Genomic DNA, 22,522 nt, shown 5'->3' on the forward strand with positions numbered 1-22,522 from the left:
GGACAAATCGAACATCAACCTTCCCAGCAGCCGCACGAGTTGGCTAGCGTGCTCGTCCAGACGGTCCGTACCCCCCTGGCGACCCACGTCACATCGGGCGGTCTGCGCCGAATCCGGGCTTTCCGCAAGGAAGTTCGGAACCGGGGACCCACTATGCACAACCGGGGTGAATCGGACCTGGCTCGAACTGGTCCGTAGGGCATCTTCCGTTCGCCCGAACCCGACAGCTAACCCGGTAGGCGGTACACGGAAGAAGGAGATGTCGGCCTTGGCGTCGCATCGCAAGCCCCGCAGCCGTACGGCGAAACCCTCGACCGCCGTCGGGTTCACCACGGCCGCCCTCGCCGGTGTCACCCTGCTGTCCTCGCAGAGCGCAGGCGCCGCGCCCGCCGAGCCGAAGCCCTCCATCGAGGAGGTGCAGAAGAAGGTCGACGACCTGTACCGGCAGGCCGGCACCGAGACGCAGAGGTACAACAAGGCCAAGGAGGCCACGGAGGGGAAGCGCCGCGAAGTCGGCAAGCTGCTCGACGAGGCGGCCCAGCGCACCGAGAAGCTGAACGAGTCCCGCCGGGCGCTGGGCAACTACGCCGCGGCGCAGTACCGCACGGGCGCGGTCACCCCGACCGCCGCCCTGCTGTTCGCCGACAGCCCCCAGGCGTACTTCGACCAGAGTCAGCTGATGGACCGGATGACGGACCAGCAGCGCGAGACGATCAGCGAGTACGAGACCGAGCGGGCCGCCGCCGCCGAGCAGCGGTCCGAGGCGACGAAGAGCCTCGAGTCCCTCACCGAGTCGCAGCAGGCGCTGCGCGAGAGCAAGCGGACCGTGCAGACCAAGCTCGCCGAGGCGCGCGAACTGCTGTCGAAGCTGACGGCGCAGGAGAAGGCCCGGCTCGCGGAGATCGAGCGCCAGAAGGAGGAGGAGGCGCGCCGCAAGGCTGAGGCGAAGGCCAAGGCGGAGGCGGAGGCCCGAGCCCAGGCGGAGGCCGAGCGCCGGCAGCAGGAACAGCAGAACGACACGAGCCCGGGGACGGGTACGGGCACCGGCACCGGCACCGGCACCGGCACGTCGCCCGACAGCGGCTATGCCGCCAAGGCCGACAAGGTGCTCGCCTTCGCCCGCGCCCAGATCGGCAAGCCGTACGTCTGGGGCGCGACCGGCCCCAGCTCCTACGACTGCTCGGGCCTGACCCAGGCGGCATGGAAGGCCGCCGGCGTCGAGCTGCCGCGTACCACCTGGGACCAGGTGAAGGTCGGCCAGCGGGTCGCGACGGGCGACCTGGTCCCCGGAGACCTGGTCTTCTTCTACGACGACATCAGCCACGTCGGCATCTACATCGGCGGCGGCAAGATGATCCACGCCCCCAAGCCGGGCGCAAACGTCCGCGAGGAGTCCATCTACTACATGCCGATCTACGGCAGCGTCCGCCCGGCCTGACCGGGGCGAAGCGCAAAACAGCGCCCGGGTGGCCGAGCCGCCCGGGCGCTGCGCTGTCCTTGAGGACGTCTCACGTCCACAGGGTCGCGATGAAGATGTTCGCCACGGTCAGGCCGCCGACCGCGCCGAACACCGCCTTGTCGACCTTCTCCTCGTCGCGCTTGACGTAGACCAGCGCCAGGATCACCACCAGGACCGCGAGCTTGATGCCGATCTTGAGGTTGTTCACCGGCTGGTCGTCCGCCTGGTTCAGGCCCACCAGCGCCACGCCCGTGATCAGCATCGTCAGGGCACCGTGCAGCATCGCCGGGGTGAAGCGTGCCGTGCCCGCGCCCATCGCCTTCATCTGGGTCAGGAAGCCGCCCAGCAAGGAGGCGATGCCGATGATGTGCAGGGCGACGAAGACATTGATGAGTACGTCCATGAGGCGGAGCCTAGCCCTGCCTGTACCACTGACCTCCGGTAAGGGGAGCCTCATCCGGAGCATCGGTCAGGCCGGCGCGGGAATGTGGGCCCGGGCGAGGGGCCCGCAGACAGAAAGCGGTCCGAGCTGTCCACCTTCGTTCACTTTCGGTCCTTGGGCCGCGGCCCCGTGACCGCCAGGTTTAGCGTCCTTCGTCAGGTGGCCGACTCCCCAACGCCGTTGAGCAGCCGGACGGTTCGGCCGCCACCGCCGAGATGTCCGGCGGCGGGCCGCTTCCCCTGTGCGGCGCGCCGCCGGACCCGCAGGGAACGGAAGGACGTGGACGCCCCCCGTGGCAGCGCACCGGAAACCCAGGCAGCATCCGTTCGGCGGCCAGGCCGCTCGTACGGCCGCCACTCTCGCGCTCGCCGGCGCCGCGACGACCACCGCCTTCGAAGGGACCGGGCACGCCGAACCCCGGCTCACCCCCGCACAGATCAAGGCCCGGATCGACAGGCTCTACCAGGAGGCCGAGGCGGCCACCGAGAAGTACAACGGGGCCCGGGAGGAGACCGCGAGCGCCCGCAGGTCGCTCGGCAGGCTGCGCGACGAGGCCGCCCGCAGGACCGAGCGGCTCAACGCCTCCCGCAACGCCGTCGGTTCCTTCGCGACCGCCCAGTACCGCTCGGGCAGCCTCGATCCCGGGCTGCAGCTCGCGCTCACCTCGGACCCCGACGACTACCTGGAACGGGCGGCCCTGGCCGAGCGGACAGGGGCTCGACAGGCGACCGCTGTCGCCGGCGTCCAGCGCGAGCTGATGGAGCTCGCCCGGCTCAGGGCGCAGGCGGGCGAGCGGATGGACCAGCTCGAGGCCCGCCGGCGCGAGCTGGCCGAGCACAAGTCGACCGTCCGGGCCAAGCTCGCGGCCGCCGAGCGGCTGCTGGCCGACCTCACCGAGGAGCAGCGCGCCGCCTACGAGTCCGGCGGACCGGTTGCGGGGCCCGGCAGCACTGCCACCCGTGCGGACCGCTCGGCGGCGCCCCGGGCAGGCCTCCAGGCCCCCAACAGCCGTGCCGCACAGGCCATCGCGTTCGCCTACGGAGCCCTCGGCAAGCCCTACGTCTGGGGCGCGACCGGCCCGAACGCCTTCGACTGCTCCGGACTCGTCCAGGCCGCGTGGCGCTCGGCCGGGGTGTCATTGCCCCGCACCACGTACACCCAGATCAACGCCGGCCGGCGCGTCGCGCGTTCTCAACTTGCCCCGGGTGACCTGGTGTTCTTCTACTCGGGGATTTCACATGTCGGCCTGTACATCGGCGGCGGCCAGATGATCCACGCCCCGCGCCCCGGGGCACCGGTCCGTGTCGCGCCGATCGACGAAATGCCCTTCGCGGGCGCCACACGGGTCTCCTGACATCCGCTGCGTGTGTCCGGGCATCCCGGACGACCGGCGTGCCCCGGCGCAGCGCGGCCGGCTCACCGGCCGCCCCGATGGCCGCCGACGATCACACCAGCCGTCGGGCAGTCGCCCATCGCGTCAGCTCATGCCTGTTCGACAGCTGGAGTTTGCGCAGCACCGCGGAGACATGCGACTCGACCGTCTTGACCGAGATGAACAGCTGCTTCGCGATCTCCTTGTACGCATAGCCCCGCGCGATCAGCCGCAGCACCTCGCGCTCTCGCTGGGTCAGCCGGTCCAGGTCCTCGTCCACCGGCGGCGCGTCCGTGGAGGCGAACGCGTCGAGCACGAAGCCCGCGAGCCGCGGCGAGAAGACCGCGTCCCCCTCCTGCACCCGGAAGATCGAGTCGACGAGGTCCGTGCCGGTGATGGTCTTGGTGACATAGCCCCGGGCCCCGCCCCGGATCACCCCGATGACATCCTCGGCGGCGTCCGACACGGACAGCGCGAGGAAACGCACCGGGCTCTCCGCCGCCGCCATCAGCGAGGCGCAGCGGCGCAGCACCTCCACCCCGCCACCGCCCGGCAGATGCACGTCCAGCAGGACGACCTCGGGACGGGTCGCGGTGATCACAGTGACCGCCTGGTCCACGTCGGCGGCCTCGCCGACAACCTCGACGCCGGTGGTCTCGGTCCTGCCGATCTCGGCCTGCACCCCCGTGCGGAACATCCGGTGATCATCGACGAGCACGACCCGCACTCGACGTGCGACGCCCTCGCCGGCCCCGGCTTCAGCAGCCTCGGTCATTGGTCCGCCCTCTCCATCTCGAGCTCCACTTCCGTGCCCCCGCCCGGCACGGAACGCAGCCGCGCCGTCCCGCCGTTGCGCTGCATCCGGCCGATGATCGATTCTCTGACGCCCATACGGTCCTCGGGCACCGCATCCAGGTCAAATCCCGGCCCCCTGTCCCGGACGGACACGAACACCGTACGGCCCTCGACCTCCGCGTAGACCTGTACCGCGCCTCCCTCGCCACCGTACTTGGCGGCATTCACCATCGCCTCGCGTGCGGCCTGCATCTGTGCCCCCAGTTTGTCGTCGAGCGGGCAGTCACCGACGACCACGACCTCCAGTGGCACGCCGTGCTTGTCCTCGACCTCGGCGGCGGCCTTCTTGACCGCGTCGGCGAGGGTGCCGGGCTCCTCGTCCTCGTCCTTGCCGGTGCCCTCGGGGTTGTACAGCCAGTTGCGCAGCTCGCGCTCCTGGGCGCGGGCGAGGCGGCGCACCTCGCCCGGGTCGTCCGCGTTCCGCTGGATCAGGGTGAGGGTGTGCAGGACGGAGTCATGGACATGGGCCGCGACCTCGGCACGCTCCTGGGCCCGGATGCGCATGGTCCGCTCCTCGGAGAGGTCCTGGGTCATCCGCACCAGCCAGGGTCCGGCGAGCAGGGCGACACCGGCGATCACGGCGATCGACGCGGTCAGTACGTTGCCCAGCTGGGCCGCGGAGCCGCGCACCACCATGAAGACCGTGAGGCCCATGCCGACCAGAGCGACACCGGCGAGCGCCCTGACCAGCTGAAGCAGCCGCCGCCGGCGGCCGACCGCCGTCCAGCGCGCGCGGCGTGCGTTGTCCGCCTGCCGCCACACCAGCACCACACCGGCACCGATGAGCAGTGTCGGCCCCAGATAGCGGTTGGCGCTGCCGCCGGTGTCGACGTTGCCCGCGAAGATCACCGCGCCGATCAGCAGCAGGACCAGGGCGAACATCTGTCCCTTGTCGGGCTTGCGGAGTCTGCGGCGGCCGTCGGGCATGGTCTCGAAGACCGAGCGCGATTCGGCGGCGCGGCCGCCCACCCCGAGCGGCACGACGATCCAGAACACCGCGTACAGCAGGGCGCCGAGGCCGTCGGCCATGAACAGGCCGAGGAATATCAGGCGCACCCAGACGACAGGCAGGCCCAGATGCCCTGCCAGACCGCGGGCGACGCCGCCGAGCATCCGGCCGTCCGCGCTGCGGTACAGCTTGCGCAGCGGCTGCTCCTCCGGCGCGGAGGCGCGGGAAGGGCCGGCGGGTCGGGGCGTGGCGACTGGCATGCCCCGATCGTCACATGCAAGGACAGGCCGCGGTATCAGGGTCGTCCCTTAAACCACCCCCGAGACCGCCCCTGACTGCCGGGGCCGATATCAGGGATCGGCCAGGGTCGAGCCGGGTGCCGTCACGCCATCCGGCCCGTCACCATGGACGTATGACTTCGCCGACCACCCCGCCCGGGGAACCGCACGCCGGCGGGCAGCCACCGCCGCCGGCCACCGGGCCGGGCGCCGCCGTGCCGACCGAGGTGCTTCAGCTGCGCCGCTCGCCCCGTCACAAGGTGGTGGCCGGTGTCTGCGGCGGGCTCGGGCGGTACTGCGACATAGACCCGGTGATATTCCGGATCGTCATCGGGGTGCTGTCGGTGACCGGTGGCGTCGGCCTGATCTTCTACGGTTTCGCCTGGCTGCTGATCCCGTTCGAGGACGAGGAGGAGAACGAGTTCCGGCGGCTGCTGTCCGGCCGGGTCGACGGCGCGTCCCTCACCGCCGTACTGCTCGCCCTGATCGGCTGTGGCGGCTTCCTGACCATGGTGAGCAACGAGGGGATGCTCGCCTTCGCCGCGCTGCTGTCGCTCGCGGTCCTGGGCGCTGCCGTCTGGTCCAAGCGCCGTCGGCTCGCCACGCCTGACGGAGCACTGCTGGACCCGGCGACGGCACACGCGGTCGCCGAGGCCCCGCCCGAGACGAAGGCACCGCCCGCGCCCGACAGCCCGTCGTGGTGGCGGGACCCGATCGTCAAGGACGGCACGACCGGGCTGATACCGACCGGGTATCTGTGGGGGCCCGAGGGCGCCGTGGAGGAGGCCGCGCTGGCGCGTTCGCACCGTGACGAGGCGGCCGCCCACGCCATCTCGCAGCCGCGCGGACCGCGCGGCATCGGCGGCACGGTCTTTCTGCTGGCGCTGCTCGCGGGCGGGCTCGGCACCGGGCTGAGCTGGGACGGGCAGCCGCTGGGCACCAGCCTGCAGATCGGGCTGGTGTGCGCACTCGCCGTGTTCGGGCTCGGGCTGCTGGTCAGTTCGCTGCTGGGGCGTACGGGCTTCGGCACCGTCCTGCTGGCGCTGATGACGGCGGGGCTGCTGGCGGGCGCCGCGGCCATTCCCAAGGACATCAGCACGCAGTGGGGGGAACGGAACTGGAGGCCGGCGTCTGCGACCGCCGTCCAGCCGCGCTACGAACTGGGCACCGGACAGGGGACGCTCGACCTGTCCTCCCTCACTGTGCCCGAGGGCGAGACGGTTGCGACACAGGCACAGGTCGGGCTCGGGCAGCTCAGGGTCGTGGTGCCGAAGGACGCCGCGGTGACGGTGCGCGCCGAGGTGGGGCTCGGCGACATCCGTCTGCCGTCCGACGCGGCGGACGACATCGACGTCTCCCCCGGCCAGGACCGGCACACCACGCTGCCCGCACCCCGAGGCGCGAAGCCGGCGGGCACGCTGGAGCTGGAGCTGGAAGTGGGCATCGGACAGGTGGAGGTGACCCGTGCCGCGTCATGAGTCCTGGCACGAGGCCGGGCACGGAGCCGGGCACGACCCGTGGCAGGCGGCCTGGCAGCACTCCGGGCACGGGCCGCGCCACGAGGCGCACCGCCGAGCCCGGCACGAGCAGCGGCGCCGGCTGCGGCACGAGTTCCGCCCGGGCAGGCTTCTGGCCGGGCTGTGCGTACTGACCGCCGCCGTGCTGTACGGCGGGGATGCCGCAGGCGCCTGGCACACGCCTTGGTATGTGGCGTTCCCCGTCGTCTTCGGCGGACTGTTCGTGGCCGGAGTGGTGGCCTGGATCCACTACGGCGTCCGGCGCCGCCGGGCCGCGATGAGGGCGTCGAGGGAGAACACGGAGGCGCCCGCCAGCACCAGCGGCAGCCACGCCATCAGATAGGCCAGGTCGTTCCCGTAGTAGTAAGGCTCGGTCTGCCAGCTCACCGTCAGCCACAGGCTCAGCGAGATCAGCGCCCCGCCGAGCGCCGCAAGGCGGGCCAGCAGCCCGACCAGTGTGCCGATGCCGACGGCCAGTTCACCGAGGGCGATGGCGTAACCGAAGCCTTCGGGGTTCCTGAGCGCCATGTCGACCAGGGCGGGCACGGCAGAGGTGTCACGCACACCGCGCATCAGCTCGCCGATCGATCCGGTGCCCGTCGCCGCCAGGAACTGGCTGTCGGTGAGCTTGTCGATGCCCGCGTAGATGAAGGTCACGCCGAGGAAGAGACGCAGCGGCAGCAGGGCGTACCGGCTCGCCGTCGCTCTGATGCCGCCCCGCTCGACGTCGATCGTTCCGTAGGTCGCTGTCGTCCCGTACGTGTATGTCATCACTGGTCCCGCCTTCGGTAGACCCGTCAATGACCATACGTACGCCGAAGCGGCACCGCTCACCAGCCATGCGGCACACACTGCGACACCCGAGTGACAGGTGTGGCGACTGGCTCAGTCCGTCACATCGATCAGGCAGCGGTTGCTCTCCACCCCTGCGGCCGTCACCACCTGGACGTCGACCTGTCCCGGTTCGACCTCCACCGGGATCGGCACGGTGAGCACGGTGTCCGTCGGGTTGGCGAAACCGCCGGGTACGGGGATCAGCGGGACATGGACATGGACGGTTCCGATGCGTACGACCATCCGGGCCAGCAGGTCGGGTGTGCCGGCGCCCGGCCGGACGAAGCCGGCGCCACGGATCTCGATGTCGTCACCGGTACGGATGGGGCCGTCCAGGTCACCTGCCTCGCGGGCCCGTACCACCGACAGCACGACGGGCCGACTGCCCTCCGCGTACTTACCGGCGAAGTACGTCGCCGCCGAGACCGCGACCAGCAGCACGAGCCCCCACGGCAGCTCGGGCAGCTGCTCGGGCCGCCGGGCCAGGCGTATCAGGGCGAACACCACGGTGACCGTACTGACCAGCAGATACTGCGCGTCGGCGAAGTTGCCGCGCCCGGCGTCGTCGCAGAGCAGATCGGCCGGCCGCGGCCGGTCCGCGCGCAGTTTCTGCAGCCGCAGGCCGACGACGCGCCGGGCGACGACCCGGCGCACCACCACGGCGATCGCACACACCAGCGCCAGGACGCAGAGCAGGCCCGCGCCGTGGGAGAGGGCGAGGCCCGCGCTCAGCCGGCCGCGTTCGGCGGACGAGGAGGCCCAGGCCTGCTGAAGGGAGAGGAACAGGACCGCGTAGCCGGCGACCAGGACCCAGGACGCGGCCACGGCGCGCGAGGTCGACAGGCGGTTGTCGTCACCGATCAGCGGCGCGAGCAGCCCCCCGCGTTCCCGGTGCAGCCAGGCAGCCGCGGTCAGCAGGGCGCCGACCAGGAGCGCGGCAAGCAGCCCCGAGGTGCGGGCGCCGGTCCAGCCCGCGCCCATGGCGGTCACCAACTGCGCCAGCGCGAGGGCGGCGAAGGCCGCCCAGACGGTGACGACGGAACCCTGGCGGACCCGGTGCAGCCACGCCGTGGCCGCTGCCCGGCCCCGGTCGGCGACCGTACGGGCCGACTCGGTCAGCTCGTCCGACACCCACTGGCGCGAGGCGCCGGGCGAGTGGGCGACGGCAGCGGGCAGCCCCTGACCGGCGGCCAGCTCGTCTCGCCGGGCGATGAACTCGGCCACCGCACGCCGGTGTCCTTCGCGTGCCTGGTGCGAACACGTGCCGCACTGTTCTGCTTCCTGCACCGCCACGACCCGAACGCCACCTTCCCGATTCGCCGACGCACGCCGTGAAACGCTGCGTGATGTCTGGGAATTGTGCCGTACGCAAGCCGCCGCCACCCCGATGGCCGAGGCCGGAACGGGTGAAATACATCATTACCGGATTGACGCGACGGGCAGGCGCTACTGTCGCAGTTCCGGCTCGGCGCGGCTGATCTCTCGCCACAGGGGCTGATGACTGATCCACGCGACAAGATCCGTGCCCAGTTGATCGCGCGTGGCGACCGCGTCCCGGTGCCCGATCAGCAGCGGCTTGCCGGCCGCCCGCGCCGCGATCTGAATCCGGGCGCAGCGCTCCATGGAGATGAACCACCAGGCGGCCGCGTCGACCGAGTCGCCGACCGTCAGCAGCCCGTGGTTGCGCAGGATGACGGCTTTGTACGCTCCGAGCGCTTCGGCGATCCGCCGGCCCTCGTCCTCGTCCACGGCCACCCCTGTGTACGAGTCGACGAGCGCGTGGTCCTCGTAGAAGGCGCATGCCTCCTGTGTGATCGGCTCGATCAGCTCGCCCAGCGCGGCGAGCGCACGCCCGTGGACCGAGTGGGTGTGCACGACGGCGACCACATCGGGCCGGGCCCGGTGCACCTGGGCATGCACCGCGAACGCGGCCTGATTGACACGGTGCCGCCCCACCACGACCTGCCCCTGCTCATTGGCGAGAACCAGATCACCGGCGGTGACATGCGCGAACGGCACTCCGAAAGGGTTCACCCAACAGCAGTCGGTGTGCTCGGGATCCCGAGCGGTGATGTGCCCCGAGACCCCGTCCTCGTACCCGAACCGCCCGAGCAGCCGCAGTGCCCCGGCCAGCCGCTCCGGTACGCCCGCTCCTCGACCACCGACTCGAACACGGGCGGCATGGCGAAACCCAGCTGCTCCACGGGTATCGGCTCCGGCACCTGCGCCTGCGTGTCCGTCATGGCGCGGAAGGTACCTCCGGGCGCGTCAACTGGCCATATGCGGCGCGTTACTGACCCGCCCTCCGCGAGAATGCGCACATGACCGCACCGACATCCCCACTTGTCGCCCTCCTCGGCCTCGAACCGCACGTCGAGGGCGGCTGGTACAAGCAGACCTGGCAGACGGCGGGCACGACCACCCCGCCCGGCTACCCCGGCCCGCGTGCGTACGCCACCGGGATCTACTTCCTGCTGCACCCCGGCGAGAGGTCGCGCTGGCACCGGGTCCGCTCCGACGAACTGTGGCTCTGGCACCGCGGCGGGCCGCTCCAGCTGCATCTGGGCGGCACGGGCGACAAGCCGTCGGACGCCACGACCGTGACTCTCGGCCCGTCCGTCGAGTCGGGCGAGCAGCCCCAACTGCTGGTCCCGGCCGGCACCTGGCAGGCCGCGGACCCTGCGGGCGACGAGCCGACCCTGGTGACCTGCATCGTCGCGCCGGGCTTCCACTTCGACGACTTCACGCTGGAGCCGTAGGGCTCGCGCACTACAGGTGGTCGATCGCCGTCAGGTCGATGTCGACGGTGAAGGGGACGGAGAGCTTGACGCGGTCGCGGAAGGTGCCGATGGGCACATAGACACGCGACTCCTTGTCGAGCTCGAAGGCATGGACCACGGGCCGCTGGTCCTCACCGGCCATGTCGACCCGCCAGAAGTGCGGGATGCCGGCACCGGCGTACTTGTGCGGTTTGGTGTCGGTGTCGCGGGCCTCGGAGTCCGGGGAGACCACCTCGACCGCCAGCAGCACGTCCCTGACCTGGAAGTAGGTCTGCTCGCGGCTCCGCGCGGCGGCGGCACGGACCACCGACACATCCGGCTCGGGGCCGTTGCGCTGGTCGAGTACGACGGTCATCTCGCGCCGGACCTTCAGCTCGGGCGGCACCGTACTGCGCAGCCCATGCACCAACAGGTCGATCGCGATGCTGTGGAAATCCCGCTGCGGACTCACGAAGACCAGGCTCCCGTCGATCAGCTCGGTGTGCGGCGGGAGGTCGGGCAGGGTGAGAAGGTCGTCCACGGTGTAGCCCTCGCGTGGCGGCACCGGCCAGTGGTGCGAGATCTCTGCGCTCATGAGTGCTCCCATGGACGTGATTCTGGTCCGTACGATCAGACTACCCACCGTGAACGACGACGCCGCCGCTCAAACGAACGAGCGACGGCGTCGGTGTTGACCTTCGGGAGGGTCACTCCCACTCGATGGTGCCCGGCGGCTTGCTCGTCACGTCCATCACCACGCGGTTGACGTCCGCGACCTCGTTGGTGATCCGGGTCGAGATCTTCCCCAGCACCTCGTACGGCATACGCGTCCAGTCCGCCGTCATGGCGTCCTCGGACGAGACGGGGCGCAGCACGATCGGGTGGCCGTAGGTGCGGCCGTCGCCCTGGACACCGACGCTGCGCACATCGGCGAGCAGCACGACGGGGCACTGCCAGATGTCGCGGTCGAGCCCGGCCGCGGTGAGCTCCTCACGGGCGATCGCGTCCGCCTCGCGCAGCAGGTCCAGGCGCTCCTTGGTGACCTCGCCGACGATCCGGATGCCCAGGCCCGGGCCGGGGAACGGCTGACGCTGGACGATCTCGTCCGGCAGGCCGAGCTCCTGGCCGACCATGCGGACCTCGTCCTTGAACAGCTTGCGCAGCGGCTCGACGAGCTCGAACTCGAGGTCTTCGGGCAGTCCGCCCACGTTGTGGTGCGACTTGATGTTGGCGGTGCCGGTACCGCCGCCGGACTCGACGACGTCCGGGTAGAGCGTGCCCTGCACCAGGAACGCGACGTCCTCGCCGTGCTCGGCCTCGGCCACGATCTCGGCCTGCGCCTGCTCGAAGACGCGGATGAACTCCCGGCCGATGATCTTCCGCTTCTCCTCGGGGTCGGCGACCCCGGCGAGTGCCGCGAGGAAGCGCTCCTCGGCCTCGACCACCTTGAGCTGCACACCCGTGGCCGCCACGAAGTCCTTCTCGACCTGCTCGGTCTCGCCCTTGCGCATCAGACCGTGGTCGACGTACACGCAGGTCAGCTGGGAGCCGATGGCCTTCTGGACCAGAGCCGCGGCAACCGCCGAGTCCACGCCGCCGGACAGACCGCAGATGGCACGCTTGGTGCCGACCTGCTCGCGGATGGCCGCGATCTGCTCCTCGATGACATTGCCGGTGGTCCAGTTCGGCTCGATGCCGGCACCCCGGTACAGGAAGTGCTCCAGCACCTGCTGGCCGTAGGTGGAGTGCATCACCTCGGGGTGGTGCTGCACGCCGTAGAGCTTCTTCTCGTCGTTCTCGAACGCGGCGACCGGCACGACGTTCGTGGACGCGGTGACGGTGAAGCCTTCGGGGGCAGCGGAACAGGCGTCGCCGTGCGACATCCACACCGACTGCTCGGCCGGGGTGCCCTCGAAGAGGGTCGAACCGGGCTTGGTGACGTGCAGCGGTGTACGGCCGTACTCGCGCGCACCGGTGTTGTCGACCTTGCCGCCGAGGGTCGTCGCCATCAGCTGGAAGCCGTAGCACATGCCGAAGACGGGGACGCCGGCCTCGAAGATCTCACGGTCCAGGCGCGGGGCGCCCTCCGCGTACACGGAGGAGGGGCCGCCGGACAGGATGATCGCCGCGGGCTTCTTGGCCAGCATCTCGGCCACCGGCATGGTGGACGGGACGATCTCGCTGTAGACCCGGGCCTCACGGACGCGGCGGGCGATGAGCTGGGCATACTGCGCGCCGAAGTCGACAACGAGGACTACGTCCGGGTTGGATGCGGGCGCGGCAGCGGGGGACGCTGAGGACACTACGGCGGCCTTCCGGCGTTGGGAGGGGTCTTTATCTGTCGATTCTACCGGCGCGCGAGGGTCGCTCTTCGTCTCACCATCCGAACGCGGCTTTGGCCGCCGCCGGGCATCAGGTCCATACTGTCCGCATGCACACGCAGCTGACCTTCGTCTTTACCTATGGCACCGGCCCGTCCGGCTGCCATGGTCGTGCTGCTTGAGCCACTGACAAGCGACTTCCCAGGCGCCCCGGGCCGACAAGGCCCGGGGCGTTCTGCATTCTCCGGGCCGTGCCGCTCCGGGGGCCCCGAGACCAAGGAGCCCCACGAGATGACCGTCACCGAGCAGACCACCACCGAGAAGACCGGCGCGCGCACCGACGAGGCCGCGACAGTGATCACCGGCGCCCGCGAACGCATCGACGCACTCGACGACCGGATCATCGGCCTGATCCAGGAGCGGATGGCCGTCTCCGCGGTGATCCAGGAGGCCCGGCTCTCCTCCGGCGGCCGCCGGGTGAACCTGGCGCGTGAGATGGAGGTGCTCGGCCACTACAGGGACGCACTCGGCAAGCCGGGTACGTCGCTGGCAATGACGATGCTGGAGCTCTGCCGGGGCCGCATCTGACTCCCGCGTCCACGCGCACGTGTGTACGGACCCGCTCTCACCCGTACGGCGCGTGACTGCGCCGAGCGCCGCTTCGTTGATGCCAGTGTCCGTGCCAGCCAGGGGCGGCCCTCGAAGGAAACCACGCGTGGCTCCGCTGGAGCGTGTGACGTACCGCAGGTACGTCGTGGGACCTCGCCCCAGCGCGCGTGACCGGACGGCAGGGGACAGCAGCCCGGTCACCCCAAGGGCGGTCGGCTCCCGGGGACGCCCGGGGCCGGCCGCATCCGGTCCGACCGACCGCGTACGCCGCGGTCCGCGCAACACGACGCACAAGCGAGCAAGTCCCCTTCTTCGCACCTGCCCTGACGTCGATGCCGACCACCGAACGCCCCACGGAAGGGATTCCGCGGGGCGCTTGCGCATGCCCTCACACGGCGGGCACCGCGTTGGCCTGGTCCAGGTCGCGTCGGCGCGCGTCGGGGCTTCGCCCGGCCCACCTGTCCGTCACCGGGGAATCTCCTCCACCGGATCGCCCGGCTTCCAGCCGGTTTCGTCGTGGCCTTCGCGGCCGGTTCCGGAGTAGGCCGCTCCGGCGGGGGCGGTGCACGCCGTCGCGGCGAGGGCCAGTGCCACCTCCGGCGCCCGACACGACGGGGCGGAGCCGGGGGTTGCCTGTGAACGGACCACGGATCGGGCACAGCCCCGGGCACCCCGAACCAGTGACGTACGCCACATAAGCTTTTTGTCAGTGCGGGGACAACCATTCACACGGGTCGCAGGTCATCCATGCGTAACAACGGCCTCACCCGTGTGCGTGCATTTACGGAGCGGAGGGGCCCAACCAGACTCCGTACCGCCTCCCGCGGTACCCGGACTTCGCTGAGGTCTTAATGAAGCTTCGCCGCGCCATGGCTGTCGCTGCCGCGACCGCCGTCATCGCTCCCGCCACCTTCCTGGCGGCGCCGGCTGCGTACGCGGACCCGAGCCCGGCCACCTCGGAGTCGGCGACGGCGACCGCCGACCCGGCGCCGTCGGACACCGCCACGACCTCCCCCGCGCCGTCCGACATCGCCACGGCCTCGCCCGCGCCGTCGGACACCGCGACCACGACCACCTCGCCGTCGCCGTCCGACTCCGCGACCACGTCGCCTTCGCCGTCCCCGTCGACCACCGCGCCCGATGACGAGGACCCCGACGAGGAGTTCGAGTGCGAGGAGGGTGATGTCAAGGTTTCCCTCGGTGGCTTCCCGAACAAGATCGTCGCAGGCAGCGGCTGGAAGAACTTCACGTTCAACGTGAAGAACTCCGGCAAGACCGACATCGAGAGCCTGCTCGTCTACAGCACCGCCATCTACGAGGGCAGCCTTGAGGGGGACACGGCGGACAAGCTCGTCGACAAGTACGCGCACTTCGAGTACAAGGACCCCGAGTCGGGCGAGTGGATCAACGACTTCGAGGGCGCGCCGATCAACAACGGCATGTTCTTCGGCGAGTTCGCGCTCGACGCCGGCAAGAAGGTCACGATCGATCTGCGCGTGAAGATCGACAAGGGTGCGCCTGCAGGCGACGGGCTTGCAATCGCCGCCGGCAGCTACGACAACGCTACCGATGACGACGAGACGTTCGAGTGCTACGAGAGCGGCCAGTTGTACCCGTTCACGATCGTCAAGGCCGGCAGCAACCCCGGTGACATCGACGACTCGAAGCCGAACGGCGAGAAGCCGGGCAGCGACGTCAAGCCGCAGGGTGACGCCAAGGAGATCAAGGTCACCGGCAACCTCGCCGAGACCGGTTCGGACTCGCAGCTCCCCGTCATCGGCGCCATCGGCGGTATCACCATCCTCGCCGGTGCCGGTGTCGTCTTCGCCATGAAGCGCCGCAAGGGCAACGCTGCCGCGTAACACCGCACCACACGCCATACCCGGCCCCTGAGGCCACAAGAAGTCCGCTGCACTCGGAGGGGGGTGCAGCGGCCTTCTTGTGTCTACAGGCAGGGCGGCGGGGTCACTTCTTCGGCGGGACCGCCGGGATGCCCAGGAACGGCAGCTTCAGCGCGCCGAACGCCTCCGCCGGGACCGCCGGGGACTTCGGGGTGACCGGGGACAGGCGTTCGTACGCCTCGCCCTGCGCCGGACGCAGGTCGTCCTCACCCTTGTTCGGCCACAGCGACATCGCCCGCTCCGCCTGGGCCGTGATCGTCAGGGACGGGTTCACGCCCAGGTTCGCCGAGACCGCCGAGCCGTCCACGACCGAGATGCCCGGGTGGCCGTAGAGCCGGTGGTACGGGTCGATCACGCCCGCGTCCTCAGTGGCGCCGATCGGGCAGCCGCCCAGGAAGTGGGCGGTCAGCGGGGTGCCCATCAGTTCGCCGATGTTGGAGCCGGCGAAGCCGTTGATCTCCTCGGCGAGGAGCGAGGCCGACCGCGTGGCCGCCGGGATCTGCTTGGGGTTCGGGGCGCCGTGGCCCTGGCGGGCGGTGAGCAGACCCTTCCCGAGCCCCCTGGGCTTGCGGTACGTCGTCAGCGAGTTGTCGAGCGACTGCATGACGAGGCCGATGATGGTCCGCTCGGACCAGCGACGGTTGGACAGGGCGCGGAGGGCGAGCCAGGGATGCCGGACCATGTTCCCGGCCCAGGCCGCCACCCGGTGCTTCGCGCTGAACGGCACCTGCAGGACGGTCATGCCGCCCATCGCGTTGGAGCCCTTGCCGTAACGGACGGGCTCGATGTGGGTGTTGGCGTCCGGGTGGATGGACGACGTGATCGCGACGCCGCGCGTGAAGTCGACCTTGTCCGCGCCGTGCCGCTTGCGGTAGCGGCGGTTGTCGGTCTGTGCGCCGACGATCGCCTCGGAGTTGGTGCGGGTCAGTTCGCCGAGCCGACCGGAGATCCGCGGCAGCAGACCGCCGTCCTTCATCCGGTGCAGCAGGGTCTGGGTGCCGTAGGTACCGGCGGCGACGACCACCCGGCGGGCGGTGAACGTACGGCCCTTGCCCTTGCGCTTGTTGTCGCTGGGCAGCGTCCGGACGGCGAAGCCGCCCTGCGCGTCCTCGGTGACGGAGACGACGGACGTCATCGGGTGGATGACCGCACCCGCCTGCTCGGCGAGGTAGAGGTAGTTCTCGTTGAGGGTGTTCTTCGCGCCGTGGCGGCAGCCCGTCATGCACTCGCCGCACTCGGTGCACGCCTTGCGCGAGGGGCCCACGCCGCCGAAGTACGGGTCGGCGATCTCCTGGCCCGGCCTCGCCTTCGCCGTGCCGTCGGCATCGTCGCCGTCGCCGAAGAACACGCCGACCGGCGCCATGTGGAACGTGTCGCCGACACCCATCGCCTCGGCGGTCGCCTTGAGATGCACGTCCGACGGGGTCATCGTCGGGTTGAGCCGCACCCCGAGCATGCGCCGCGCCTGGTCGTAGTACGGCTTCAGCTCCTCGTGCCAGTCCGTGATGTCCTTCCACTGCGGGTCGTTGAAGAACGGCGCGGGCGGCACGTACAGCGTGTTGGCGTAGTTGAGCGAGCCGCCGCCCACGCCCGCTCCCGCCAGCACCATCACATTGCCGAGCAGATGGATGCGCTGGATGCCGAAGAGCCCGAGGGCCGGGGCCCACAGATAGTTGCGCAGGTCCCAGGAGTTCTTGGGCAGCGTCTCGCGGGTGAATCGGCGGCCGGCTTCCAGAACGCCGACGCGGTAGCCCTTCTCCGTCAGCCGCAGCGCCGAGACCGAGCCGCCGAAGCCCGAGCCGACGACGATGACGTCGTAGTCGTACGCAGAATCGTCGGAGTCTTCCTGATTTTGGGCAGGGGGGACCTCGGACATGGCTCTCCTCGTTGAAAACGTGCGGGTGCGGGGTGGTGCTAACGCAGGCGCAGGGCCTTCATCGCCTTGAGGCTGACGCTCATGAACGCCGCGTACTTCTCGTCGTCCATCCCGAACGACGGGGCCAGGGGCAGCAGCCGCTGCTGGGCCACGGTCTGCGCCTCGGTGTACTTGAGGATGCCCTCGGAACCGTGGCGACGGCTGAGGCCGGAGTCCTTCATGCCGCCCATCGGCGACTGGACGCTGCCGTACGCGGGCGCGTACCCCTCGTTGATGTTGACGGTGCCCGTGCGCAGCTTGGCGGCGACCGCGTGGCCGCGCCTGCCGTCCTTGGTCCACACGCTCGAATTGAGGCCATAGGGGGTGGCGTTGGCCTGCTCGACGACCTTGTCCTCGTCCGTGAAGCGGTAGATGGACACGACCGGGCCGAACGTCTCCTCGTTGCACACGGCCATCGGCGCCTCGACACCGTCGAGGATGGTGGGCTCGAAGAAGTACGGGCCGATGTCGGGGCGCGCCGTGCCGCCCGCTACGAGGGTCGCGCCCTTGGCGACGGCCTCCTCGACGTGGCGGGTGACCGTCTCCAGCTGACGCTCGCCGACGAGGGAACCCATGTCGGCCCCGTAGGCGAGGGAGTTGCCGAGCCGCATCGCCTTCGTACGCGCCGCGAAACGCTCGACGAAGTCGTCGGCGATGGACTCGTGGACGTACAGCCGCTCGATGGAGATGCACAGCTGGCCGGCAGAGGAGAAGCAGGCGCGGACGGCTCCTGCGGCGGCCTTCTCGACATCGGCGTCGTGCAGCACCAGCATCGCGTTCTTGCCGCCGAGTTCGAGCGATACGCCGATCAGACGGGCCGCCGCGCCCTGGGCGACCTCGCGGCCGGTGCGGGTGGAGCCGGTGAAGGAGACGTAGTCGGCGTGCTTGACGACCTCGGGGCCGACGACCGGGCCCTCGCCTATGACGACCTGGAAGACGCCGGCGGGCAGGCCCGCCTCGATCAGCAGGTCGCGGGCCCACAGGGCGGTGAGCGCGGTCTCGGTGTCGGGCTTCATCACGACGGCGTTGCCGGAGACGAAGGCGGGCAGCGCGTCGCCGACGGAGAGCTCGAGCGGGTAGTTCCAGGGGGCGATCTGGCCCACGACCCCACGCGGCTGGCGCAGTTCGGTGGTCCTGGTCAGGACGGGGACGACGCCGGTGTGCCGCTTGGGCTTCAGGTACGCGGGAGCCTTGCGGCCGTAGTGGCGGGCCGCGACGGCGACGGCCAGCACCTCTTCGTGCGCGTGCAGCCGGGCCTTGCCGGTCTCCAGCTGGATCAGGTCGAGGACCTCGGCCTGGCGCTCGAGGACCAGGTCGTGGAAGCGCAGCAGCACGGCCGCCCGGGCGCGCGGCGATGTGGCGGCCCAGAGGGGCTGGGCGGCCCGGGCGCGCTCGAAGGCGGTGGCCACGTCCTCGGGGGTCGACTCCGGCAGGTCCGCCAGCTTCTCGCCGGTGAACGGTGTGTGGTTCGCGGTACGGCCGGAGCCGACCACATCACGGGTCAGCTGGGCGACCACCTCTGGGGTGACCACATCGGCGGCGGTGCGCACACCGGCCGGAGAGGCGGCCGTCGGATTGGTGCCGAGGGCGGCGGCGGGGGCCTTCGAGTCCGTCATGGGGGCGAGAGTATGCCGCAATCGAAGCTTTGGGTACCCACCGGTAACAGCTTTTCACCACCCCCACACCATCACGCCAGTGATCACTGGCAGATAATGCCTGATCAGGGGCTTTTACAAGCCCTCGATCTTCAAATGTGCCACAACGCGATCGAAAAGCAGATCGCCCTCCGGCGCCGCCCAGCCCTCCGCCGGGCCGGACACACGCAGCAGCCAGTAGACCTGCGCGGCCCCCTTGCCTGTGACGACGACGCGCTCCTGCCGGCGCAGCCGGACCGGGTCGTCGCTCGAGTCGCTGTACGGCACGTAGTCGACGCGCGTGTCGAAGGCACGAGCGCCCTGCTGGGTGGCCGACGTGGACGTCACGTCCTGGTCCTTGATGTCGGTGCCGTTCTTGCCGCCCTTCTCGTAGTAGTCGGCCCAGACCGCCGCGTCCGGCGCGAGTTCGTCCTCCACCGCCGCCGTCTCCACGCGCTCGATGTAGACCTGGAAGACGCCACTGGGGTCTCCGTACGTGACGCTGGTGCCCTCGTCGCCCTCGACCCGTTCGTAGTCGGAAGGCACGGCGATGCTCGCCGCGACCACCTCGCGTTCGGGACGGATCTCCCAGCCCGCCGGGATCTCGTCGCCGCCGAAGGGAGCGGCGAAGATCAGGACGAGTGCCACGGCCGCTGCCAGCAGACCGCCGCCGAGCCCGTACTGCGCCGCGCGGTTGCCGTGCAGCACCGGCGGCACCCATCGGCTGCCACCCCCTGCCCCTGAGCCGGTCGTCCCGGCGCCGCTGCCCCCGAAGAGGTTCGTCGCATCGAGCGCGGCCGCGGGCGGCTGAGAGACCGATTCCAGGGTCTGCCGGATCTCGGTGGCGTCGGGCCGCATCGCCGGGTCCTTGCGCAGCAACTGCATGACCAGCGTGCCGAAGGCGCCGGAGCCTCGGGCAGGCATCTGCGGTTCGGCGGAGAGCACTGCCTGAAGCGTGGCGGGCGTGCTGGAACGGCGGTACGGGGACATGCCCTCGACCGCCGCGTACAGCACGACCCCCAGTGACCACAGGTCGGACTCGGGCCCCGGGTGCCGGCCCAGCACGCGCTCGGGGGCGATGAATTCCGGCGAGCCGACGAATGCCCCCGTCTCGGTCAGCCCCTGTTCGCCCTCCACCTGTGCGATGCCGAAGTCGGTGAGCACGACCCGGTCGCCGCGCCCCAGCAGGACGTTGTCCGGCTTCACATCGCGGTGCAGTACGCCCGCCTCGTGCGCCGCGGACAGCGCCCCGAGCACGGCGAGCCCGATCCTGGCCGCCTCGCGCACATCGAGGGTGCCGTCCCGCAGCCGGTCGGCGAGCGACTGGCCGTTCACCAGCTCCATCACGATCCACGGCTTGGCGTCCTCGATGACCACGTCGTGCATGGTGACGACGGCCGGATGGTCGATCCGGGCCGCGGCGCGCGCCTCGCGCTGCATCCGCAGATGGACACGCTCGCGTTCGCGTTCGCTCAAGTGGTCCGGTACGCGGGGCTCCTTGACCGCGACATCCCGGTCGACAACCTGGTCCCGGGCCCGCCAGACCGTGCCCATGCCGCCATGGCCGAGGCGCTCGAGAAGTTGGTAGCGGCCGCCGATCAGGCGCCCGACGGACGGGTCGCCGGGCGCATCGCCGACCGCGGGGGTACGGGGCGCGGAGGCGGACAGTCCGGCGGGCAGCCCGCCCGCCTCGGTGGGCGGGTACGCCGTAGGCCGCTGCTGCTCGGGCAACCCGGGCGCCTGGGGCACATCGGGAGCGCCGAGTGCGTCACGTGCCTTCGGCGGCTGAAGCCCATAGCTGGTCGGCTCGTTCACCCGTCCCCCATCGTTGGTCATGCTCACATCCTCAAGCAAAGCCCGGGACCGATGCCACCGGCGCCGGACACCGGATGCACACCCGTGACAGTCCGCCCGGACGGACTGCCACCGCCCTGGTCAGGCCGGCGGCCGCCAACCGCGCAGCATGATGTCGAACTGCTGCCGCGTCGTGGCCCAGTCCGAGGCGGGACCGGACATGTAGAGGGCGTACTCGGTGCCGTCGTCCTCGTTGTACATCTGGTCGATGGCGCGCCGCTTGCCCGGGTGTTCCTTGGTCTCGGTCCAGGTGAACTCCCAGAGCGCGGACTGCGTCTGGTCGCGGAAGGTGTTGGCGTGCAACTGCAGGCGCTTGTACTCCGGCAGCCGCTTCTCGAGATTCTTCTGGATGTCCAGCATGTGCATGTACGGGTTCTCGAAGTCGGGTGCCGGGTCGATGCTGATCCGGATGCGGTGCTTGCCGTTGTCGGGTGTGTAGTCGATCTGATTGCCGTCCGCCTGACGCGTCCAGCCGTCGGGGACCCACAGGCTGAATCCCTCCGGGTCGTCGACGCGCTGCCAGCCCTCCGGTACGGCCGAGGAGTTGGCCGGCTTCGAGGTCGGTTTCCGGGTCGGCTTCGGGTGCGGCTCGGTGCGTACACCTGAACCGTTGCCGCCGCCGTACTCCATGACCAGCAGGCCTGCGCCGCCGCCGACCACCGCGGCGAGCACGGCGACGAGAGCGACCATGCGCAGCCGGGCGCCGCGGCGCCGCTGAGGGGGTGCGGGGGCGAGCGTGACCACGGGCGCGGGTGCCGGCGAACCGGACGGCCCTCTTCCGGCCGCGGAGCCGGAGCCAGGTCCGGAACCCGGGCCGGAGGAACCCGAGCCCGATACGGAACCCGGGCCGGCCACGGCACCTGAACGCGCCCCTGACCCTGCCGTGTGTTCCGGGGCGTTGTACGTCCAGCCCGGCTGCGTCATCCGCTCGGTCGTCCGCCGGGTCGGCGCGCCCGTGGAGGTCGTGACGGACGTTCCGTCCGCCATGGCCTCGGACAGCATCCGCTCGGCCTCCGCCGCCGAGGGCCGGGCCGCCGGATCCTTCTGCAGCAGCGCGAGGATCACGGGTGCGAGCCGCCCCGCCCGCTCCGGGTACGGCGGCTCGTCGTCCACCACGGCCTGCATCGTGGCAAGCGGCGACGAACGGCGGAAGGGCGACTCGCCCTGCACCGCCGCGAACAACGTCGCGCCCAGCGACCACAGGTCGGACGCGGGCCCGGGATCGTGGCCGCGCACCCGCTCCGGCGCGAGGTAGTCGATCGATCCGACGATCTCGCCGGTCCTGGTGATCGTCGAGTCACCCTCGATCGCCGCGATCCCGAAGTCCGTGATCAGCGCGCGGCCGTCGCCGTTGATCAGCACGTTGGCGGGCTTGATGTCGCGGTGCAGCACCCCGGCGGCGTGTGCGGCGGTCAGTGCCCGCAGGATGTACCGGCCGATCCGGGCCGCGTCCGTCTCGTGGATGTGCCCTGACGTCTTGGCGAGGCCGGCGAGCGAAGGACCGTCGACGTACTGCATGACGATCCAGGGCCGGTCGTCGTGTTCGAGCACGTCATGAACGGTGACGACACAAGGGTGGCTGATCCGGGCCGCGGCCCGGGCCTCCTTCTGCGTGCGGGCATGCAGAACGATCCGGTCGGCCTCGGAGACATACCGTCCGGCCGTCAACTCCTTGACGGCGACCACTCTGTGTAGCACTTCGTCGTGCGCGCGCCAGACCTTGCCCATGCCGCCGCTGCCGATGGTCTCGCTCAGCCGGTACCGCCCGGCAAGCAGCAGACCCGCGCCCGTGCTGTATGTGTCTTCCACGTCCCCCGCCCATT

18 protein-coding genes, 1 pseudogene and 1 riboswitch are annotated in these 22,522 nt (G+C 70.6%); of the genes and pseudogenes, 7 read left to right on the top strand and 12 right to left on the bottom strand.

Translation table 11 applies throughout. The annotated features are described in order from the left end of the window. Window positions 1-95: 95 nt before the first annotated feature. A riboswitch (cyclic di-AMP (ydaO/yuaA leader) is annotated at window positions 96-257 on the top strand. Between the two features lie 2 nt (window positions 258-259). Continuing rightward, the gene (locus tag OHS70_RS14340) at window positions 260-1,438 is read left to right on the top strand and encodes a C40 family peptidase (protein WP_328397427.1); all 1,179 of its coding nucleotides are present in this window, start codon (window positions 260-262) and stop codon (window positions 1,436-1,438) included. 70 nt (window positions 1,439-1,508) lie between these two features. Here OHS70_RS14340 and OHS70_RS14345 read toward each other — a convergent pair whose 3' ends face one another. Next, on the bottom strand, window positions 1,509-1,862 hold the full coding sequence (locus tag OHS70_RS14345; RefSeq protein ID WP_328397428.1) for a hypothetical protein: 354 nt from the start codon (window positions 1,860-1,862) through the stop codon (window positions 1,509-1,511). Between the two features lie 331 nt (window positions 1,863-2,193). Between OHS70_RS14345 and OHS70_RS14350 the strand changes: the two genes are divergently transcribed. Then, on the top strand, window positions 2,194-3,255 hold the full coding sequence (locus OHS70_RS14350) for a C40 family peptidase (RefSeq protein WP_328397430.1): 1,062 nt from the start codon (window positions 2,194-2,196) through the stop codon (window positions 3,253-3,255). A 91-nt stretch (window positions 3,256-3,346) separates the two neighbouring features. Here the strand turns inward: OHS70_RS14350 and OHS70_RS14355 are convergent, their stop codons facing one another. Both OHS70_RS14355 and OHS70_RS14360 read right to left on the bottom strand, forming a co-directional pair. After that, entirely contained in the window at window positions 3,347-4,048 is a 702-nt protein-coding gene (locus tag OHS70_RS14355; protein WP_328397432.1) for a response regulator transcription factor, read from the bottom strand. Further along, the gene (locus tag OHS70_RS14360; RefSeq protein ID WP_328397434.1) at window positions 4,045-5,337 is read right to left on the bottom strand and encodes a PspC domain-containing protein; all 1,293 of its coding nucleotides are present in this window, start codon (window positions 5,335-5,337) and stop codon (window positions 4,045-4,047) included. Before OHS70_RS14360 ends, OHS70_RS14355 begins: the two co-directional genes overlap by 4 nt. 152 nt (window positions 5,338-5,489) lie before the next feature. Here OHS70_RS14360 and OHS70_RS14365 point away from each other — a divergent pair, with 152 nt between their 5' ends. After that, a complete protein-coding gene (locus tag OHS70_RS14365) occupies window positions 5,490-6,833 on the top strand; it encodes a PspC domain-containing protein (RefSeq protein ID WP_328397436.1) in 1,344 nt (447 codons plus the stop codon). After that, window positions 6,820-7,215 carry a hypothetical protein gene (locus OHS70_RS14370; protein ID WP_328397438.1) on the top strand — a complete coding sequence of 132 codons (396 nt, stop codon included), beginning with the start codon at window positions 6,820-6,822 and terminating at the stop codon, window positions 7,213-7,215. The genes OHS70_RS14365 and OHS70_RS14370 overlap by 14 nt, the downstream gene beginning before the upstream one ends. Here the strand turns inward: OHS70_RS14370 and OHS70_RS14375 are convergent. From OHS70_RS14375 to OHS70_RS14385, 3 genes and pseudogenes are all read right to left on the bottom strand, one after another. Further along, window positions 7,122-7,643 (bottom strand): DoxX family protein, encoded by a 522-nt coding sequence (locus OHS70_RS14375; protein WP_328397440.1) that lies wholly within the window; start codon window positions 7,641-7,643, stop codon window positions 7,122-7,124. The two genes, OHS70_RS14370 and OHS70_RS14375, sit on opposite strands and share 94 nt — an antisense overlap. Window positions 7,644-7,757: 114 nt before the next feature. After that, entirely contained in the window at window positions 7,758-8,999 is a 1,242-nt protein-coding gene (locus OHS70_RS14380) for a hypothetical protein (protein ID WP_328397442.1), read from the bottom strand. Between the two features lie 153 nt (window positions 9,000-9,152). Continuing rightward, a pseudogene (locus tag OHS70_RS14385) lies at window positions 9,153-9,949 on the bottom strand (class II aldolase/adducin family protein). A 78-nt stretch (window positions 9,950-10,027) separates the two neighbouring features. On the opposite strand from OHS70_RS14385, the gene OHS70_RS14390 reads away from it, so the two are divergent. Beyond that, a complete protein-coding gene (locus OHS70_RS14390; RefSeq protein ID WP_328397444.1) occupies window positions 10,028-10,465 on the top strand; it encodes a cupin domain-containing protein in 438 nt (145 codons plus the stop codon). Window positions 10,466-10,475: 10 nt separating this feature from the next. Here the strand turns inward: OHS70_RS14390 and OHS70_RS14395 are convergent, their stop codons facing one another. Then, window positions 10,476-11,060, bottom strand: coding sequence for a Uma2 family endonuclease (locus OHS70_RS14395; RefSeq protein WP_328397446.1), 585 nt, complete (start codon window positions 11,058-11,060; stop codon window positions 10,476-10,478). Window positions 11,061-11,172: 112 nt separating this feature from the next. Next, a complete protein-coding gene (gene guaA / locus OHS70_RS14400; protein ID WP_328397448.1) occupies window positions 11,173-12,768 on the bottom strand; it encodes a glutamine-hydrolyzing GMP synthase in 1,596 nt (531 codons plus the stop codon). Window positions 12,769-13,077: 309 nt separating this feature from the next. Between guaA and OHS70_RS14405 the strand changes: the two genes are divergently transcribed. Both OHS70_RS14405 and OHS70_RS14410 read left to right on the top strand, forming a co-directional pair. Continuing rightward, complete coding sequence (locus tag OHS70_RS14405; protein ID WP_328397450.1) at window positions 13,078-13,374, top strand: chorismate mutase; 297 nt, start codon at window positions 13,078-13,080, stop codon at window positions 13,372-13,374. 890 nt (window positions 13,375-14,264) lie between these two features. Further along, window positions 14,265-15,257 carry an LAETG motif-containing sortase-dependent surface protein gene (locus OHS70_RS14410; RefSeq protein WP_328397452.1) on the top strand — a complete coding sequence of 331 codons (993 nt, stop codon included), beginning with the start codon at window positions 14,265-14,267 and terminating at the stop codon, window positions 15,255-15,257. A gap of 103 nt (window positions 15,258-15,360) precedes the next feature. Here the strand turns inward: OHS70_RS14410 and OHS70_RS14415 are convergent, their stop codons facing one another. The 4 genes from OHS70_RS14415 to OHS70_RS14430 form a co-directional block, all read right to left on the bottom strand. Continuing rightward, window positions 15,361-17,172, bottom strand: coding sequence for a GMC family oxidoreductase (locus OHS70_RS14415; protein WP_328397454.1), 1,812 nt, complete (start codon window positions 17,170-17,172; stop codon window positions 15,361-15,363). A 38-nt stretch (window positions 17,173-17,210) separates the two neighbouring features. Continuing rightward, on the bottom strand, window positions 17,211-18,827 hold the full coding sequence (locus OHS70_RS14420) for a succinic semialdehyde dehydrogenase (RefSeq protein ID WP_328397456.1): 1,617 nt from the start codon (window positions 18,825-18,827) through the stop codon (window positions 17,211-17,213). Between the two features lie 114 nt (window positions 18,828-18,941). Next, window positions 18,942-20,681: a serine/threonine-protein kinase gene (locus tag OHS70_RS14425; RefSeq protein ID WP_328397458.1), complete on the bottom strand. Its 1,740-nt coding sequence runs from the start codon at window positions 20,679-20,681 to the stop codon at window positions 18,942-18,944. Window positions 20,682-20,780: 99 nt separating this feature from the next. Continuing rightward, window positions 20,781-22,508 (bottom strand): serine/threonine-protein kinase, encoded by a 1,728-nt coding sequence (locus OHS70_RS14430; RefSeq protein WP_328397460.1) that lies wholly within the window; start codon window positions 22,506-22,508, stop codon window positions 20,781-20,783. Between the last annotated feature and the right edge of the window lie 14 nt (window positions 22,509-22,522).

The organism is Streptomyces sp. NBC_00390 (assembly GCF_036057275.1).
Taxonomy (GTDB): Bacteria; Actinomycetota; Actinomycetes; order Streptomycetales; family Streptomycetaceae; genus Streptomyces.

What these genes read in the sequence shown, in the direction of transcription:
- OHS70_RS14410 (WP_328397452.1), top strand. Translation starts at nt 14,265, where the DNA reads ATGGCTGTCGCTGCCGCGACCGCCGTCATCGCTCCCGCCACCTTCCTG.
- OHS70_RS14365 (WP_328397436.1), top strand. Translation starts at nt 5,490, where the DNA reads ATGACTTCGCCGACCACCCCGCCCGGGGAACCGCACGCCGGCGGGCAG.
- OHS70_RS14345 (WP_328397428.1), bottom strand. Translation starts at nt 1,862, where the DNA reads ATGGACGTACTCATCAATGTCTTCGTCGCCCTGCACATCATCGGCATC.
- OHS70_RS14340 (WP_328397427.1), top strand. Translation starts at nt 260, where the DNA reads ATGTCGGCCTTGGCGTCGCATCGCAAGCCCCGCAGCCGTACGGCGAAA.
- OHS70_RS14395 (WP_328397446.1), bottom strand. Translation starts at nt 11,060, where the DNA reads ATGAGCGCAGAGATCTCGCACCACTGGCCGGTGCCGCCACGCGAGGGC.
- OHS70_RS14415 (WP_328397454.1), bottom strand. Translation starts at nt 17,172, where the DNA reads ATGTCCGAGGTCCCCCCTGCCCAAAATCAGGAAGACTCCGACGATTCT.
- OHS70_RS14390 (WP_328397444.1), top strand. Translation starts at nt 10,028, where the DNA reads ATGACCGCACCGACATCCCCACTTGTCGCCCTCCTCGGCCTCGAACCG.
- OHS70_RS14405 (WP_328397450.1), top strand. Translation starts at nt 13,078, where the DNA reads ATGACCGTCACCGAGCAGACCACCACCGAGAAGACCGGCGCGCGCACC.
- OHS70_RS14355 (WP_328397432.1), bottom strand. Translation starts at nt 4,048, where the DNA reads ATGACCGAGGCTGCTGAAGCCGGGGCCGGCGAGGGCGTCGCACGTCGA.
- OHS70_RS14375 (WP_328397440.1), bottom strand. Translation starts at nt 7,643, where the DNA reads ATGACATACACGTACGGGACGACAGCGACCTACGGAACGATCGACGTC.
- OHS70_RS14360 (WP_328397434.1), bottom strand. Translation starts at nt 5,337, where the DNA reads ATGCCAGTCGCCACGCCCCGACCCGCCGGCCCTTCCCGCGCCTCCGCG.
- OHS70_RS14425 (WP_328397458.1), bottom strand. Translation starts at nt 20,681, where the DNA reads ATGACCAACGATGGGGGACGGGTGAACGAGCCGACCAGCTATGGGCTT.
- OHS70_RS14420 (WP_328397456.1), bottom strand. Translation starts at nt 18,827, where the DNA reads ATGACGGACTCGAAGGCCCCCGCCGCCGCCCTCGGCACCAATCCGACG.